The sequence below is a fragment of the Pseudomonas sp. LBUM1663 genome (assembly GCF_059695905.1).
The window spans coordinates 5,365,911-5,381,512 of sequence record NZ_CP166792.1; the positions used below are offsets into that span (position 1 = coordinate 5,365,911).

14 protein-coding genes are annotated in these 15,602 nt (G+C 60.1%); 4 read left to right on the forward strand and 10 right to left on the reverse strand.

What is annotated here, in order from left to right; genetic code table 11:
• Positions 1-104: 104 nt before the first annotated feature.
• Both ACA075_RS24500 and ACA075_RS24505 read right to left on the reverse strand, forming a co-directional pair.
• Positions 105-653 (reverse strand): sugar ABC transporter ATPase, encoded by a 549-nt coding sequence (locus tag ACA075_RS24500; protein ID WP_497295894.1) that lies wholly within the window; start codon positions 651-653, stop codon positions 105-107.
• A gap of 172 nt (positions 654-825) precedes the next feature.
• Positions 826-1,593 (reverse strand): sulfite exporter TauE/SafE family protein, encoded by a 768-nt coding sequence (locus tag ACA075_RS24505; RefSeq protein ID WP_497295896.1) that lies wholly within the window; start codon positions 1,591-1,593, stop codon positions 826-828.
• Between the two features lie 100 nt (positions 1,594-1,693).
• On the opposite strand from ACA075_RS24505, the gene ACA075_RS24510 reads away from it, so the two are divergent.
• The 3 genes from ACA075_RS24510 to ACA075_RS24520 are packed head-to-tail and all read left to right on the forward strand — an operon-like array spanning position 1,694 to position 4,838.
• On the forward strand, positions 1,694-2,623 hold the full coding sequence (locus tag ACA075_RS24510) for a LysR family transcriptional regulator (protein ID WP_497295898.1): 930 nt from the start codon (positions 1,694-1,696) through the stop codon (positions 2,621-2,623).
• 10 nt (positions 2,624-2,633) lie between these two features.
• Complete coding sequence (xseA, locus tag ACA075_RS24515; RefSeq protein WP_219094539.1) at positions 2,634-4,013, forward strand: exodeoxyribonuclease VII large subunit; 1,380 nt, start codon at positions 2,634-2,636, stop codon at positions 4,011-4,013.
• A gap of 3 nt (positions 4,014-4,016) precedes the next feature.
• A complete protein-coding gene (locus tag ACA075_RS24520; protein WP_094470815.1) occupies positions 4,017-4,838 on the forward strand; it encodes a peptidoglycan DD-metalloendopeptidase family protein in 822 nt (273 codons plus the stop codon).
• Positions 4,839-4,882: 44 nt separating this feature from the next.
• Here the strand turns inward: ACA075_RS24520 and ACA075_RS24525 are convergent, their stop codons facing one another.
• Positions 4,883-5,239 (reverse strand): hypothetical protein, encoded by a 357-nt coding sequence (locus ACA075_RS24525; protein ID WP_497295900.1) that lies wholly within the window; start codon positions 5,237-5,239, stop codon positions 4,883-4,885.
• A 395-nt stretch (positions 5,240-5,634) separates the two neighbouring features.
• On the opposite strand from ACA075_RS24525, the gene leuA reads away from it, so the two are divergent.
• Positions 5,635-7,314 carry a 2-isopropylmalate synthase gene (leuA, locus tag ACA075_RS24530; RefSeq protein WP_219094538.1) on the forward strand — a complete coding sequence of 560 codons (1,680 nt, stop codon included), beginning with the start codon at positions 5,635-5,637 and terminating at the stop codon, positions 7,312-7,314.
• Between the two features lie 203 nt (positions 7,315-7,517).
• On the opposite strand, the gene ACA075_RS24535 is transcribed toward leuA, so the two are convergent.
• The 7 genes from ACA075_RS24535 to ispG form a co-directional block, all read right to left on the reverse strand.
• The gene (locus tag ACA075_RS24535) at positions 7,518-8,309 is read right to left on the reverse strand and encodes an amidohydrolase (RefSeq protein ID WP_497295902.1); all 792 of its coding nucleotides are present in this window, start codon (positions 8,307-8,309) and stop codon (positions 7,518-7,520) included.
• On the reverse strand, positions 8,297-9,445 hold the full coding sequence (locus ACA075_RS24540; protein ID WP_497295904.1) for a pyridoxal phosphate-dependent aminotransferase: 1,149 nt from the start codon (positions 9,443-9,445) through the stop codon (positions 8,297-8,299). Before ACA075_RS24540 ends, ACA075_RS24535 begins: the two co-directional genes overlap by 13 nt.
• A 293-nt stretch (positions 9,446-9,738) precedes the next feature.
• Positions 9,739-11,208, reverse strand: a complete 1,470-nt coding sequence (der, locus tag ACA075_RS24545; protein WP_109634602.1) for a ribosome biogenesis GTPase Der — start codon at positions 11,206-11,208, stop codon at positions 9,739-9,741.
• 140 nt (positions 11,209-11,348) lie between these two features.
• A complete protein-coding gene (bamB, locus tag ACA075_RS24550; protein ID WP_219094535.1) occupies positions 11,349-12,500 on the reverse strand; it encodes an outer membrane protein assembly factor BamB in 1,152 nt (383 codons plus the stop codon).
• Positions 12,493-13,134 (reverse strand): tetratricopeptide repeat protein, encoded by a 642-nt coding sequence (locus ACA075_RS24555; RefSeq protein ID WP_219094534.1) that lies wholly within the window; start codon positions 13,132-13,134, stop codon positions 12,493-12,495. Before ACA075_RS24555 ends, bamB begins: the two co-directional genes overlap by 8 nt.
• A 42-nt stretch (positions 13,135-13,176) precedes the next feature.
• Entirely contained in the window at positions 13,177-14,466 is a 1,290-nt protein-coding gene (gene hisS / locus ACA075_RS24560; protein ID WP_219094533.1) for a histidine--tRNA ligase, read from the reverse strand.
• 23 nt (positions 14,467-14,489) lie between these two features.
• Positions 14,490-15,599, reverse strand: coding sequence for a flavodoxin-dependent (E)-4-hydroxy-3-methylbut-2-enyl-diphosphate synthase (ispG, locus tag ACA075_RS24565; RefSeq protein WP_010457850.1), 1,110 nt, complete (start codon positions 15,597-15,599; stop codon positions 14,490-14,492).
• Positions 15,600-15,602 lie beyond the last annotated feature (3 nt).

Sequence of the window (15,602 nt, forward strand, 5' to 3'; positions counted from 1 at the left end):
GAGCGGGAAAATGGAAGCGCGCCATTATAGTCAGACACCCCCTCGGGTTCAATGTAAAACTCTGTCTATTATTAGCATTACTGATATACGGGGATTGTCGCTTCCTACAACTCGACTTTGACCCAACTGACAGGCTGATCCAGCCAATCGGCAAACTCATCGATGAAGCTCTGCTTGAACCCGGCCTCAGCCCAGTTGTTAAAGATGAACCCCAGGTTGGAAAAACCGCATTCCTGCAGGAAAAGAAAGCCATTGATGTCGTCTTCATGCCCGCATTCCGGGCAGGTGAAGTTATCGGTGCGCCCCGGCATCCAGTCTTCCAGGCTTTCGAACAGCGCTTCGCCGACTTCCTTGCGGCACTCGGCGCATCCCGCCTCCTCGAGAAAACCCTTGGCCGGCGTGTAGATGCAGCGCTTGGTGACGATTTCCAGGCCATTGATCGGCTCGCCGAACGGCAGCGCTTGCGGGTGCAACACCACGGCGCGGGCACCGTCTGCGATGGCGTGGCCCATGCGGCTACCGGTGCGGCCACAGGTGGTCAGCTCTTCCTTGATGATGTTCTTGCGCACCAGCCAGCGCACGACCGCCCGGGCCCGGGGTTCGTGGACCGGCAGCGTGGAGATCTTCGGGACGATGATGCTTTGCGAGTTCATGGTGCAAGCCTACTGCGTCAATTGGATGTTTCTGCGGTGTTCTTACTGAAGCCTTCGCGGGCAAGCCTCGCTCCTACAGGAAAAGTTTGCGAACGACATAAATCCTGTAGAAGCGAGGCTTGCCCGCGAAGGCGTCGGAACGGCCGGCAGCTTAATCCCTGACGAAATCCGGTCAAGTACTCAAATAACGCCCAATCAAGGCAATCCCGCTGGCCAGCACCAACCAGGTCACCAGCCGCACAAACGCCTCGCGGGACAATCTCATGGTCAATCGCCGCCCGATCCACAGCCCCAATGCCATGGCCGGCAACAAACACATGGCCAATATCAATAAGGGTAGCTCGGCATAGACACCTGCGACGGCAAACAGGCTCAAGCGCACCACGGTGCTGCAACTGATCAGAGCGCTCTGGGTCGCCCGTGCTGCCTCTTTCGGCAACCGGCTGTTCAAATAGATCGCATATAAAAAGCCGCCACTGCCAAATAGCGCCCCGAACAGCCCGCCCACCGTCCCCATCGGCACGGCCCAACCGGCGGACAATTGCGTCGGCCGGGTTTTGACCCACAGGCTGTAAATCGCATAGGCGCTGATGAACACCCCCATCAACAGCAACAACACATCGGATTTGAGGTTCAGCAGAAAGATCACCCCCAACGTGCAGCCCACCGCCATGCAGGGCAGCAGCCGCAGCAACTCGGGTTTCGCCACATCCCGTCGCGACGGCAGCAGATTGCCAAAGGCTGCGACGAAATCCAGCAGCACCAGCAACGGCACAATCTTCGACAGCGGCATGAACAGAATCAGAATTGGCCCCGCCACCAGCGCGGTGCCAAACCCGGCTATACCAAACACGATATAGGCCAGGGCAACGCCCAATCCGATCACCAGCCAATCCGTGGCGCCGAATGGCCATTGGCTCAACAACTCAAGCACATTCATTTGCAGCGCTTCCTTGAATACCTGGGATGACTTTAGCCAGTGCCGAGCGTTGCGACTAATATCTTCAAAGCCACCCACCCATCTCAAAAAGGCATGCCTGGTGCTTTCTACCCGCCAATTGCGTTACTTCGTGGAAATCGCCGACTGCGGGAGTTTCAGCGCCGCGGCCGAACGACTGTTCATTGCTCAGTCGGCCCTGAGCCGGCAAATCAAGGACATGGAAACCCGGCTGCAAACGCCGTTGTTCGAACGCACTGCACGCCTGCCCCGACTGACGGCGGCCGGTGAAGCCTTCCTGCCCCGGGCCAGAAACCTGTTGAACGAACTGACCAAAGCCAGCGAGATGGCCACCCAGGTCGGCAATGGAGAACTCGGTACTTTGCGCCTCAGCCATTCCAGCACCGTGCCCATGAGTGGGCGTTTGCTGGGAGGCATCAGCGACTATCTGGATCAGCATGTCGGCGTGTCCATGGACATCGTCAAGCTGTCGTCCGAAGCGCAACTTGAAGCGTTGGCCGACAATCGCCTGGATGTCGGCCTGCTGCGTTTGCCGGTGCTGCGCCAGCGTGAAGGCGTGCAGATTGTTCCTTTATATAGCGAACGTTTGTTGCTGGCCGTGCCGCCGAATCATCGACTGGCTGTGGATAACTCAGGGCAAGGCATCGATCTGGCGCAGTTAAAGGATGAAGCGTTTATCTCCATTCCTCATCCTCAGCGTGGCGGCTTGAGTTATCTGTCTGCGCAGTTGTGCATGCGCCAAGGCTTCTTTCCCAAGGCGGCTCGGGTGGTGTCGCGCAAAACCACGCAACTGCAATTGATCCAGGCCGGGTTCGGCATTGCCCTGCTGCCGGAATCGATGCAAGAGATCGCGCCACCCGACATCCACTTCCTGCCCCTGGCCGATCCGGATGGCCACAGCACCGTCGCCCTCGCCTGCCGGCAGAATCCAACGGCGCTGGTCCAACACTTCATCAACACCTGCAAGGGGATTTTCGCGGGATCATGGAGATTGTTCGGCGAATGCCTTTAAACTGCGCCCCATGATTAAAGATCCCTTTGCAAGACTCGGCCTGGACCGTGAAGTCCTGACTGTCAGCCAGCTCAACGGCCGCGCGCGGGTGTTGCTCGAAGACGTGTTCAGCAACATCTGGGTCGAAGGCGAAATCTCCAACCTCGCCCGTCCGGCGTCCGGCCACGTGTATTTCACCCTAAAGGACAGCGGCGCCCAGGTACGTTGCGCGCTGTTCCGGCAGAACGCGGCGCGGGTTCGCCAGGCGCTGAAGGACGGCTTGGCGGTCAAGGTGCGCGGCAAGGTTTCGCTGTTCGAGGGGCGTGGCGACTATCAGCTGATCCTCGACACCGTGGAGCCGGCCGGTGACGGTGCGCTGCGTCTGGCCTTCGATGCACTCAAGGAAAAACTCAGCGCCGAAGGCCTGTTCAGCGCCGAGCGCAAAGTACCGTTGCCGGCGCATCCGCAGCGCATCGGCATCATCAGTTCACCGACTGGCGCGGTGATTCGCGACATCATCAGCGTCTTTCGCCGCCGCGCACCGCAGGTCCAGCTGACGCTGATCCCGACCGCTGTTCAGGGCCGCGAGGCGACCGCGCAGATTGTCCGTGCGCTGAAACTGGCGGACGCTCGCGGTTTCGATGCGCTGATCCTCGCCCGTGGCGGCGGTTCGCTGGAAGACCTCTGGTGTTTCAACGAAGAAGCCGTGGCCCGCGCCGTGGATGCCTGCGTGACGCCGATTGTCAGCGCCGTCGGCCATGAAACCGATGTCTCGATCAGTGACTTCGTCGCCGACGTCCGCGCCCCGACGCCCTCCGCCGCCGCCGAATTGCTTGCGCCGGATTCCAGCGACTTGGTGCGCCGGGTCGAAAGCCTGCACCGGCGCCTGGTGATGCGTATCCGCGACCGTTTGATGCGCGACCGGCTGCGTCTGGAGGGCATGTCCCGCCGTCTGCGCCATCCCGGCGAACGTCTGCGTCAGCAAGCGCAACGCCTGGATGATCTGGACATGCGCATGCGCCGCGCTTTCGAACGCAGCCTCAACACCCGCCGCGAACGGCTGATCCGCTTGGAAACCCGCCTCGCCGGCCAGCATCCGGGGCGGCAACTGGCGATGCTTCGTCAGCGCCTCGACAGCTTTGCCGAGCGCCTGCCGCGCGCCATGCGCGAAGGGCTCAAGTCCCGTCGCCTGCAACTGCAAAGTCAGGTGCAGACGCTGCAAGTGGTCAGCCCACTCGCGACCCTTGCCCGTGGCTACAGCATTCTGCTGGATGAGCGTGGCAACGCGATCCGCAGCGCCGGGCAAACCCACACCGGTCAGCGCCTCAAAGCCAAACTCGGCGACGGCGAGCTGCACGTTCGGGTCGAAGACAATCACCTGACGCCTGTCACCCTTTCTTTACTGGATTGATCCATGCCGCGTTTTTTAGCTTCGCTGCTCTTGCTGTGCCTGACCTTCAATGCTCACGCCGACAGTTACATCACCCGCCTCTTGAACAAACCGGTGCCGGGTGGCGTGGCCGTGGTGGACCTGGGCGCTTCTGCCCAGGCGCCGAAAGCCAGTTATCAAGGCAAGCCGGTGCTGGTGGTCAAGGAACAGAACAATTGGCTGGCGATTGTCGGCGTACCGTTGACGGTTAAACCGGGTACGCAGCAGGTCAGCAGCGGCGGTCGCACGATGAGTTTCACGGTCGGCAGCAAGAAGTACCCGGAACAGCACATCACCCTGAAGAACACGCAGCAGGTCAATCCGAACCCGGAGAACCTGAAACGCATCGAAGGTGAACTGGCCGAGCAAATCGCCGCCTACCGCACGTTCAGTCCGAATACCCCGAGCAACCTGCTGCTGGACAAACCGGTCAACGGGCCCCTGTCGAGCAAGTTCGGTGTACGCCGGTTCTTTAATGGCGAAGAGCGTAATCCCCACTCGGGCCTGGATTTCGCCGTGGGCGCCGGCACACCGATCAAGACTCCGGCGGCGGGCAAGGTGATCCTGATCGGCAACTACTTCTTTAATGGCAATACGGTGTTTGTCGACCATGGGCAGGGCTTTATCAGCATGTTCTGCCACATGTCGAAGATTGATGTGAAGGTGGGGCAGCAATTGGCGCGTGGCGGTGTGGTCGGGAAAGTCGGCGCCACCGGGCGGGCGACCGGGCCGCACATGCACTGGAATGTCAGCCTGAATGATGCGCGGGTGGATCCGGCGATTTTTATTGGGGCGTTCCAGCCATAAATAGTTGTCGAAGCTGCCCGCGAATGCGATCTCAAGGTCGCGGCTTATTCAGCATCCAGATCCTCAATCCCATGGACCTCCCGGTCCGCCAGACAATGGTTGATCCAGGCTTGAGTGTCTTGCGAGAAGCCAGCCAATTCTTCAGCCGTGATCAACTCGCGGGCACATAACCCCAGCAAGTGAGAGCGGGCCTCATGGCGTGAGAACCTGAAAACGCCAAATGCCCAATACAGCTCCTTTTGCCCGGCTTTGAGCAGCTCTTCGCTCGCTTCGATCCGATCATAAGGCGCTTGGCTTCTATCCAGCACCGTGCGCTCGACTTCCTCCATGATCCGAATACACATCCGCTCATGGGCCAACGGGCGCAACGCACTATAAAGCTTCCAATCCGACTCGTTCATTGCCGACTCCTGCATTCCGGTCGTCTGGTTGAGGCTTTAAGAATAGCTGCCGCCACCAAGACAAGGCCGCCAACTTTCAATTGCGCACCCTTCAAACCTCGCGCAAACATCAACACAATCACCCTACATCACCGCAATAAAATCTCGATATCCCCCGCTATTCGAGTATTCCTCTCAATTTTTTTCGACTGCTTGCCATCCTCAATCACGGCGGTTAGGGTTGAAGGCATGAAAACCTCTCACACCCTCATTCAGCTTCGCCAGCACCGCAGCCTGTGCCTCGTCAGTGCACGACTGCCAGGCTGAATCGCGGTGCCTCGCCCCACGCTTTTCCCCAAGAACATTGATCCACCGGCAGGCCGCCTTTTTTCGGCCCACACAATAAGGATTTCCCGATGAGCATGCTCAAAGACCCGTCTTCGAAATACCGCGCGTTCCCGACTATCGACATCCCGGACCGCACCTGGCCATCGAAGACGATCACCGCAGCGCCGATCTGGTGCAGTTCCGACCTTCGTGACGGCAACCAGTCGCTGATCGAACCAATGGACGCGGTGAAGAAGCTGCGTTTCTGGAAGACTTTGGTGCAGGTCGGTGTGAAAGAGATCGAAGCGTCGTTCCCGGCCGCTTCCCAAACCGACTTCGACTTCGTGCGCACCCTGATCGAAGGCAACCACATCCCGGACGACACCACCATTCAGGTGCTGACCCAGGGCCGTGAAGACCTGATCGAGCGCACTTTCGAATCCCTGCGCGGGGCGAAGAAAGCCATCGTTCACCTGTACAACGCGACCTCCCCGTCCTTCCGCCGCATTGTCTTCAACCAGGACAAGGAAGGGGTCAAAGCCATCGCCGTGAACGCGGCCAAGCTGTTCGTCAAATACGCCGCCCAGCAGCCGAACACCCAGTGGACCTTCGAATACTCGCCGGAAACCTTCAGCGCGACCGAATTGGAATTCGCCAAAGAAGTCTGCGACGCCGTGATCGAAGTCTGGAACCCGACGCCTGAGCACAAGGTGATCCTCAACCTGCCGGCCACCGTCGAATGCGCGACCCCGAACATCTACGCCGACCAGATCGAATGGTTCGGCCGTCACATCAACCGTCGTGACAGCGTGATCATCAGCCTGCACACCCACAACGACCGTGGCACAGGCGTTGCGGCCACCGAACTGGGCCTGATGGCCGGCGCCGACCGTGTCGAAGGCTGCCTGTTCGGCAACGGCGAGCGTACCGGTAACGTTGATCTCGTGACCGTGGCGTTGAACCTCTACACCCAGGGCATTCACCCTGAGCTGGACTTCTCCGACATCGACGGCGTGCGCAAAGTCGTTGAAGAATGCAACCAGATCCAGGTGCACCCACGTCACCCCTACGTCGGCGACCTGGTTCACACCGCGTTCTCCGGCTCCCACCAGGACGCGATCCGCAAGGGCTTCGCCCAGCAGAAACCGGACGAACTGTGGGAAGTGCCGTACTTGCCGATCGACCCGGCCGACATCGGCCGCAGCTACGAGGCGGTGATCCGCGTCAACAGCCAGTCGGGCAAGGGCGGTATCGCCTACTTGCTGGAACAGGAATACGGCATCAGCTTGCCGCGTCGCATGCAGATCGAGTTCAGCCAGGTGGTACAGCGTGAAACCGATCGCCTCGGCCTGGAGATGACCGCACAACAGATCCACGCCTTGCTGCACAGCGAGTATTTGCAGGCCAACACCCCGTATGCGCTGGTCAGCCATCGCCTGCAGGAAGAGAACGGTCACAGTGCCGTGGAAGTGGAAGTCTCGGGTAAAGGCCAGGGCGAAACCAACCTGCACTGGCGCGGCAAGGGCAATGGCGCGCTGGAAGCCCTGGTGGCCGGCCTGCCGATTCCGGTGGAAATCATGGACTACAACGAACACGCGATCGGCGCGGGCACCAATGCCAAGGCAGCGGCCTATATTGAACTGCGTGTGAACGGTGAACGTGCGGTGCATGGCGTCGGTATCGATGAAAACATCACCACCGCGAGCTTCAAGGCCCTGTTCAGCGCGCTGAACCGCTCCCTGAGCCAGCCGGAAGCGAAAGCGGCGTAAGCGTTCGCTGCAATGCAAAAGGCCCCTAGGTGAAAACCTCGGGGCCTTTTTGTTTGCCTGAAAATTATGCAGTGGCTGTCATGGCCTCATCGCGGGCAAGCCCGCTCCCACAGTGATCGGGGCGAACATGATTTTTATGTACACCACCAATCCTTGTGGGAGCGGGCTTGCCCGCGATGGGGCCCTGTCAGGCAGCGGAAATCTCAGGTGAACTCGAAGGTATCGGCGTCCAGATTGGCCGGGAAGCGTGTGCGGTAGGCTTGCAGATCCGCCGCATTCAGGACGACCTGAAACACGCCATCGGCTTCGCCTGCGCTGAGCAACGTCTCACCCTGGAAATCCAGCACCTGGCTGTCACCGGTGTAGGCAAACCCTTTTCCGTCAGTCCCGATGCGATTCACCGCCGCCACGTAGCAGAGGTTTTCAATCGCCCGCGCTGGCAGTAAACGGTTCCAGTGCTGACGGCGCGCTCCGGGCCAGTTGGCGGTGTAGAGCAGCAAGTCAGTGTCTTGTGCATCGCGGCTCCAGACCGGGAAACGCAAGTCGTAGCAAATCAGCGGCCGCACGCGCCAGCCCTTGAGCTCGAACTGCACCTGGCGCTCGCCCGGCGTGTAGTGGTTGTGCTCGCCGGCCATGCGGAACAGATGGCGCTTGTCGTAGTGCCAGACCTCCCCGTCCGGCCGCGCCCACAATAGGCGATTGCGGTGGCTGCCATCGGCGGCCTGGACGATGATGCTGCCGGTGATCACCGCATCGAGTTTCGCCGCCTGGACCCGCAGCCATTTGCTGGTCGGACCGTTTTCCGCTTCGGCGAGGGTTTCCGACTCCATGGAGAAACCGGTGGTGAACATCTCCGGCAGAATGATCAGATCCGCCCCGCGAGCCTGCTCAAGCAATTGCTCGAAATGCTCCAGGTTGGCCTGACGGTCGTGCCAGGCCAGGGTGGTCTGGATCAGCGCGACGTTCAGATTGGGCAGTTCACTCAGATCACGCATAGTTTTGCCGCTGCTTCACGCAACGTCTCCTCGCGTTTGGCGAAGCACAAGCGCACCAGGCGCTGGCCTTCAGGTGGTGTCTGGTAGAACACCGAGATCGGGATACTCGCCACGCCATGTTCACGGGTCATCCACAGCGCCATCTCGACGTCATTGAGGTCCGGGCGGATCTGCGAGTAATCGACCAACTGGAAATAGGTGCCGGTCACCCGCTTGAAGCTGAAACGCGACGGCGCCAGCAGATCGCAGAACAGATCGCGCTTGGTCTGGTAGAAACCCGGCAGTTCTTCGACGTGTTCGGGGTGCTCGGCCATGAAGTCGGCCAAGGCGTATTGCAGCGGGGTCACGCCGCAGAAACTGACGTACTGGTGAACCTTGCGCAGCTCGGCGGTGAGCGCCGGAGGGGCGACCACGTAGCCGGTTTTCCAGCCGGTGACGTGATAGGTCTTGCCGAAGGAGCTGACCACGAAAGCACGCTGATACAGCTCTTCGTGATTCAGCACGCTGACGTGTGGCACGCCGTCGAAGACCAGGTGTTCGTAGACTTCGTCGCTGACGATGTAGATGTCGCGATCCCGAATCAACGCGGCCAACTGGTCCAGCTCGGCACGGCTGATCAGCGCGCCACTCGGGTTATGCGGAGCGTTTAGTACGATCATCCGGGTGCGCGGCGTAATCGCTTCGGCGAGCTTCTGGAAGTCGATGGAAAAATCATTCAGACCGAGTTGCACATGCACGCATCGCCCACCCGCCAGCTCAACCGACGGCTCGTAACTGTCGTAGCACGGATCGAATACGATCACTTCGTCGCCGCTGTGGATAACCGCCTGGATCGCACAGAAGATCGCTTGAGTCGCGCCGGGAGTGACCGTCACTTCATGGTCGGCATCCACGTTGACCCCGTAGCTGCGGGCGATCTTCGCCGAAATCTGCTGGCGCAGCGCCGGCAGGCCGGTCATCGGTGAATATTGGTTGTGGCCATTGGCAATGTGCCGACCGACCGCATCGCACAGGGCTTGCGGGGCATCGAAATCGGGAAAACCCTGGGACAGGTTGATCGCCCCGGTTTGCGCCGCGAGCTGAGACATCTGAGTGAAGATAGTGATGCCGACATTCGGCAGCTTACTGGTGATCATCGGTGATTCCCTGCTCTACACCCGGCTCTAACGGCGGCGCGGGAGAGCCCGAGGATAGCCCATCCGGCGACCATAAAAAAAGGGCGCCTGGTGGCGCCCCTCTTTTAATACATCACCGCATACCGTGGCGAGGGAGCTTGCTCCCGCTGGGCCGCGAAGCGGTCCCAACATCTTCAACCGAGATTATTCAGATAGAACCCGTCGGCTGGTCTTGCGACTGCTGCGCAGTCGAGCGGGAGCAAGCTCCCTCGCCACAAAAGCCCACACACACAAATGCGTGCGGGGGCTGTCAATCAACGCTTGTCGCGGCGCTTTTTGTCGGCCTTTTTGTGGTGCGACATCATGCGGCGCTTCTTGTTGACCTGACGGTCGGTGAGCGAGGTCTTGTTACCTTCATATGGGTTCTCGCCGCCCTTGAACTCGATGCGAATCGGCGTACCGACCAGCTTCAAGACACGACGGTAAGTGTTTTCCAGATAACGGACGTAAGACTTCGGCACCTTCTCGATCTGGTTACCGTGGATCACGATGATCGGCGGGTTCGCACCACCCAAGTGGGCATAACGCAGCTTGATCCGGCGGTTGTTGACCATCGGCGGCGCGTGCTCGCTGACCGCATCTTCCAGGATCGTGGTCAGGCGGTTGGTTGGCCAGCGGGTGACTGCGGACTTGAACGAGTTCTGTACGGAGGCGTAGAGGTTGCCCACGCCCGTGCCGTGCAGGGCCGAGATAAAGTGGATGTCGGCGTAGTCGACGAAGAACAGTCGACGTTGCAGCTCGACCTTCACGAAGTCGCGCTCGCTCGGCGTCATGCCGTCCCACTTGTTGATCGCGATCACCAGCGCACGACCCGACTCAATGGCGAAGCCCAGCAGGTTGAGATCGTGATCGACCACGCCTTCGCGGGCGTCCATCACAAAGATCACCACGTTGGCGTCTTTGATCGCTTGCAGGGTTTTGACCACGGAGAATTTTTCGACTTCTTCGTGGATCTTGCCGCGCTTGCGCACACCAGCGGTGTCGATCAGCGTGTACTTCTCGTCGTTACGCTCGAACGGGATGTAGATACTGTCGCGGGTGGTGCCGGGTTCGTCATACACGATCACCCGGTCTTCACCGAGCATCCGGTTAACCAGGGTTGACTTGCCGACGTTCGGGCGGCCGATGATCGCGATCTTGATCCCGTCTTTTTCGCTAGGGCCAGGAATGCGCTTGGCTTCCTCGCCTTCGGCAACGATCTCTTCCTCGCCTTCTTCCAGCTCGTCATCGTCTTTCGGGAAGTCGCTGAGGGCGATTTCCAGCATCTGGGTGATGCCACGACCATGAGCACCGGCGATCGGGATCGCGTGGCCCATGCCCAACGGGGCGAATTCGGCGCGGGCCATTTCAGGGTCGATGTTGTCGACCTTGTTGGCAACCACGTAAGAACGCTTGTTACGTTTACGCAAATGCTCGGCGATCATCTGGTCGGCGGCGGTGAAACCGGCCTTGGCATCTACCAGGAACAGAACGACATCCGCTTCTTCAATGGCCAGCAGTGACTGCTCGGCCATTTTTTCGTCCATACCGTGCTCGTCACCGGAGATACCGCCGGTGTCGACCAGAATGTAGGAACGCCCTTGCCACTTGGCCTCACCGTATTGGCGATCACGGGTCAGACCGGACAAGTCGCCGACGATGGCGTCACGAGTCCTGGTCAGGCGGTTGAACAAGGTGGACTTGCCGACGTTCGGTCGGCCCACCAGGGCGATTACGGGAACCATGCGGCTCTCCACTTCGTTATTTCAGAAAATACAAAAGCCGCTGCGAGGCAGCGGCTGGTGCTCGGGGCAGCGCTTGAGGGCACTGCGAACCCCGTGGTTACGGGGCTGCCTGGGGTTTAACCCCAAGCATAGTCAAACCTTTACTTAATGGTCAGGGCTTCCAGTTTGCCACTGTTGCCATAAACATAAATCGTGTCACCCACCACCAGCGGACGGGCACGAAGGCCGTCGCTGTCGATGCGCTCGCGGCCGACGAAACGACCGTCCACCTGACTCAGCAGGTGCAGGTAGCCTTCCATATCACCGACTGCAACATAGCTGGAGAACACTTCCGGAGCCGACAGTTGACGACGGGCCAGCGAATCGTTGCTCCACAACGCGGTGGTGGAACGTTCGTCGACGCCTTCAACGGTGCCCGAAGACAGGCTCACGTACACGTTGCCGAAACCCTGGGCAACGCCGGCGTAGCTGGAAGCATCACGCTGCCAGAGCTGACGACCGCTTTCCAGGTCCAGTGCCGCAACGCGACCCTGGTAGCTGGCGACGTACAACGTGCCGCCGGACAGCAGCAAGCCGCCGTCGATATCGACCACACGCTCCAGTTCCGAACGACCTTGTGGAATCGCGACCCGTTGTTCCCATACCGGCACGCCGTTGGAAATATCGAGAGCGACCACTTTACCGGTCGACAGGCCAGCCACCGCGAGGCGGTTGGTGACGATCGGAGCGCTGGTGCCGCGCAAGGTCAGGACCGCAGGTGTGCTGTCATACAACCAGCGCTGGGTCCCGGTGGCGGCATCCAGGCCGATCAGACGGTCGTCCTGAGTCTGAACCACAACCACGTCACCGTTGTTGGCCGGCGGTGCGAGTACTTCGCTGGACACGCGAGCGCGCCATTTCTCTTCACCGTTGATCGCGTCCAGAGCAACGATTTCACCCTTGATCGTACCGATCGTGAGCAGACCGTAACCTACGCCAACGGCGCCTGAAACAGGCAGATCAAGGTCCTTCTTCCATTTGACGTCGCCGTTGCTGCGATCCATCGCCACGACTTCACCCGTGACGTCGGCGGCATAGATGGTATCGCCATCGATCGCCGGCACCAGCATGTTGTAGGTTTCGCCCTGACCGTCACCGATCGAACGACTCCACTGCTTTTGCAGAACCACTTCTTCTTTGAAGTCGGTCAACTCGGCCGGTGGCAGTTCTTTTTTGCTGTTGCTGCTGCAACCCGCGGCCAAAACGGCCAGAGCCAGCAATGCTGCATGTTTCCAACGGATCACGTCACGCATCCCCTTTGGCCAGGTCGTCCAGCTTGATTTGTAGGCCACCGACCGCCGCTTCATCCGACAGTGCCGCCTTGGCTTTTTGATACGCCGCGTTTGCTTCGTCGGTACGACCCAACTGCACCAGCAGGTCGCCTTTGAGTTCTTCGCGAGTGGCCAGGAATGCCTTGTCGGCATCACCTTCGAGCAGCTTCAGGGCTTCATCGGCCTTGTTCTGCGCGGCCAGTACCTGCGCCAGACGCTGACGGGCGATTTCGCCCAGCGCCGGGTTGGCCGGTTTTGCAACGATGGCTTTCAGCTCGGTGGCTGCGTCATCCAGCTTGCCGCTGTCGACCGCGACTTTCGCCACGAACAAGCTGCCGTACTGCGCGTAAGCGCTACCGCCGAACTCGCTGTTGAGCTTGCCGGCCAGGTCCGCAACACGGGCGGCATCAGGCTTGCCGTCTGGCGTCAGCGTGGTTTCGAGCAATTGCTGATAGAGAATCGAGGCGCCTTGCGACTGATTGCTCTGATACTTGTGAAAGGCCTGCCAGCCGAACACGATGACCAGCGCCAACAGGCCGCCAGTGACCAGGGGCTTGCCGTTGCGTGTCCACCAGTCCTTCAAATCCGCCAGGTTTTCGTCTTCGGTACTCGACACCCCAATACTCCTTAATCGCTAAATCGGCTGTTTATGACAGCTTCAACCCTGCACGACGCAGGTGGCCAGGTGTGCAGCAAGCGCATCCCAGGCAATGCTTTGTTGTTCGCCCTGGCCACGCAGGGGTTTGAAACCTACCACTTGCTGGGCCATTTCGTCGTCACCGAGGATCAGCGCATACAGCGCACCGCTCTTGTCGGCCTTTTTGAACTGGCTTTTGAAGCTGCCGGCGCCGGCATTGACTTGCAGGCGCAGGTTGGGCAATTGGTCACGCACACGTTCACTCAGGGCCAGACCGGCCAGCTCAGCGGCTTCACCGAAGGCGCAGAGGTAAACGTCGACCTGACGGGAGATCTCTTCCGGGATCTGCTCCAGGGTTTCAAGCAACAGCACCAGGCGCTCGATACCCATGGCGAAACCAACGCCCGGGGTCGGCTTGCCGCCCATCTGCTCCACCAGACCGTCGTAACGACCTCCAGCACACACGGTGCCCTGGGCGCCCAACTTGTCGGTGACCCATTCGAAAACGGTCTTGCTGTAGTAATCCAGCCCGCGAACCAGCTTCGGGTTGATCACGTAAGGAATGCCGGCGGCGTCCAGACGAGCCTTCAGGCCCTCGAAGTGCACGCGGGATTCTTCGTCCAGGTAGTCGGCCATTTTCGGCGCGTCGACCAGCACGGCTTGAGTGTCAGCATTCTTGGTATCGAGCACCCGCAAAGGGTTGGTCTTCAGACGACGCTGGCTGTCTTCGTCCAGCTTGTCCAGGCGGGACGACAGGAACTCGACCAGCGCTTCGCGATAACGACCGCGGGACTCGGCGGTGCCCAGGCTGTTGAGCTCGAGCTTGACCGCATCACGGATACCCAGCTCGCCCCACAGGCGCCAGGTCAGCACGATCAGCTCGGCGTCGATGTCCGGACCGTCGAGGTTGAAGACTTCGCAACCGATCTGGTGGAACTGGCGATAACGGCCTTTCTGCGGACGTTCGTGACGGAACATCGGGCCGATGTACCAGAGTTTCTGCACCTGACCACCGCCGGTGATGCCGTGCTCGAGCACCGCACGCACGCAGGCCGCTGTGCCTTCAGGGCGCAGGGTCAGGGAGTCGCCGTTGCGGTCGTCGAAGGTGTACATCTCTTTTTCGACGATGTCGGTCACTTCACCGATGGAGCGCTTGAACAGCTCGGTGAACTCGACGATCGGCATGCGGATCTGCTTGTAACCGTAGTTATCCAGCAGACGCGAGACGGTGCCCTCGAAATGACGCCACAGGGGGGTCTGCTCGGGCAGGATGTCGTTCATGCCACGTATGGCTTGCAGAGACTTGCTCACTATAAATCCTTAAATTCGTTCGATCAGCCGCGGGCGATTACTGCCGCGTCGGCTTCGACCTTTTCGGCCGCTTTCTGGCGGATCAAGCGTTCAAGCTCATCCACCAGATTGTCATTCGTCAGTTTCTGCGACGGCTTGCCGTCGATGTAAATCAGGTTGGGCGTACCGCCGGTCAAGCCGATATGGGCTTCCTTGGCTTCGCCCGGCCCGTTGACCACGCAACCGATGACCGCGACATCCAGCGGCACCAGCAGATCTTCGAGGCGCCCTTCCAGCTCGTTCATGGTTTTGACCACATCGAAGTTCTGCCGCGAGCAGCTCGGGCAGGCGATGAAGTTGATGCCACGGGAACGCAGGTGCAGGGATTTGAGAATGTCGTAGCCGACTTTCACTTCCTCGACGGGGTCAGCCGCCAACGAGATGCGAATAGTATCGCCAATCCCTTCGGCGAGCAGCATACCGAGGCCCACGGCGGATTTCACTGTGCCTGAGCGCAAACCACCGGCTTCGGTGATGCCCAAGTGCAGCGGCTGGACGATTTCCTTGGCCAGCAGGCGGTAGGCGGCGACGGCCATGAACACGTCGGAGGCCTTCACGCTGACCTTGAAGTCCTGGAAATTCAGGCGTTCAAGGTGCTCGACGTGACGCAGGGCAGACTCGACCAGCGCCGCCGGGGTCGGCTCGCCATATTTCTTTTGCAGGTCTTTTTCCAGGGAACCGGCGTTGACGCCGATGCGGATCGGGATCCCGCGATCACGGGCGGCATCGACCACCGCGCGCACGCGGTCTTCACGACCGATGTTGCCCGGGTTGATCCGCAGGCAGTCAACGCCCAGTTCGGCGACGCGCAGCGCAATCTTGTAGTCAAAGTGGATGTCGGCAACCAGCGGCACTTTAACCAATTGCTTGATCTTGCCGAAGGCTTCGGCGGCGTCCATGTCCGGCACGGAAATGCGCACGATATCGACGCCAGCCGCTTCCAGGCGATTGATCTGGGCCACGGTGGCGGCCACGTCATTGGTGTCGCTGTTGGTCATGCTCTGAACAGCGATGGGCGCATCGCCGCCAACAGGCACGTTACCGACCCAGATCTTGCGGGATTCGCGACGTTTGATTGGAGATTCGCCGTGCATGAC

Coding starts and splice junctions, on each gene's coding strand:
- ACA075_RS24500 (WP_497295894.1), bottom strand. CDS start 653: ATGAACTCGCAAAGCATCATCGTCCCGAAGATCTCCACGCTGCCGGTC.
- ACA075_RS24505 (WP_497295896.1), bottom strand. CDS start 1,593: ATGAATGTGCTTGAGTTGTTGAGCCAATGGCCATTCGGCGCCACGGAT.
- xseA (WP_219094539.1), top strand. CDS start 2,634: ATGATTAAAGATCCCTTTGCAAGACTCGGCCTGGACCGTGAAGTCCTG.
- ACA075_RS24520 (WP_094470815.1), top strand. CDS start 4,017: ATGCCGCGTTTTTTAGCTTCGCTGCTCTTGCTGTGCCTGACCTTCAAT.
- ACA075_RS24525 (WP_497295900.1), bottom strand. CDS start 5,239: ATGAACGAGTCGGATTGGAAGCTTTATAGTGCGTTGCGCCCGTTGGCC.
- leuA (WP_219094538.1), top strand. CDS start 5,635: ATGAGCATGCTCAAAGACCCGTCTTCGAAATACCGCGCGTTCCCGACT.
- ACA075_RS24535 (WP_497295902.1), bottom strand. CDS start 8,309: ATGCGTGATCTGAGTGAACTGCCCAATCTGAACGTCGCGCTGATCCAG.
- ACA075_RS24540 (WP_497295904.1), bottom strand. CDS start 9,445: ATGATCACCAGTAAGCTGCCGAATGTCGGCATCACTATCTTCACTCAG.
- der (WP_109634602.1), bottom strand. CDS start 11,208: ATGGTTCCCGTAATCGCCCTGGTGGGCCGACCGAACGTCGGCAAGTCC.
- bamB (WP_219094535.1), bottom strand. CDS start 12,500: ATGCGTGACGTGATCCGTTGGAAACATGCAGCATTGCTGGCTCTGGCC.
- ispG (WP_010457850.1), bottom strand. CDS start 15,599: ATGCACGGCGAATCTCCAATCAAACGTCGCGAATCCCGCAAGATCTGG.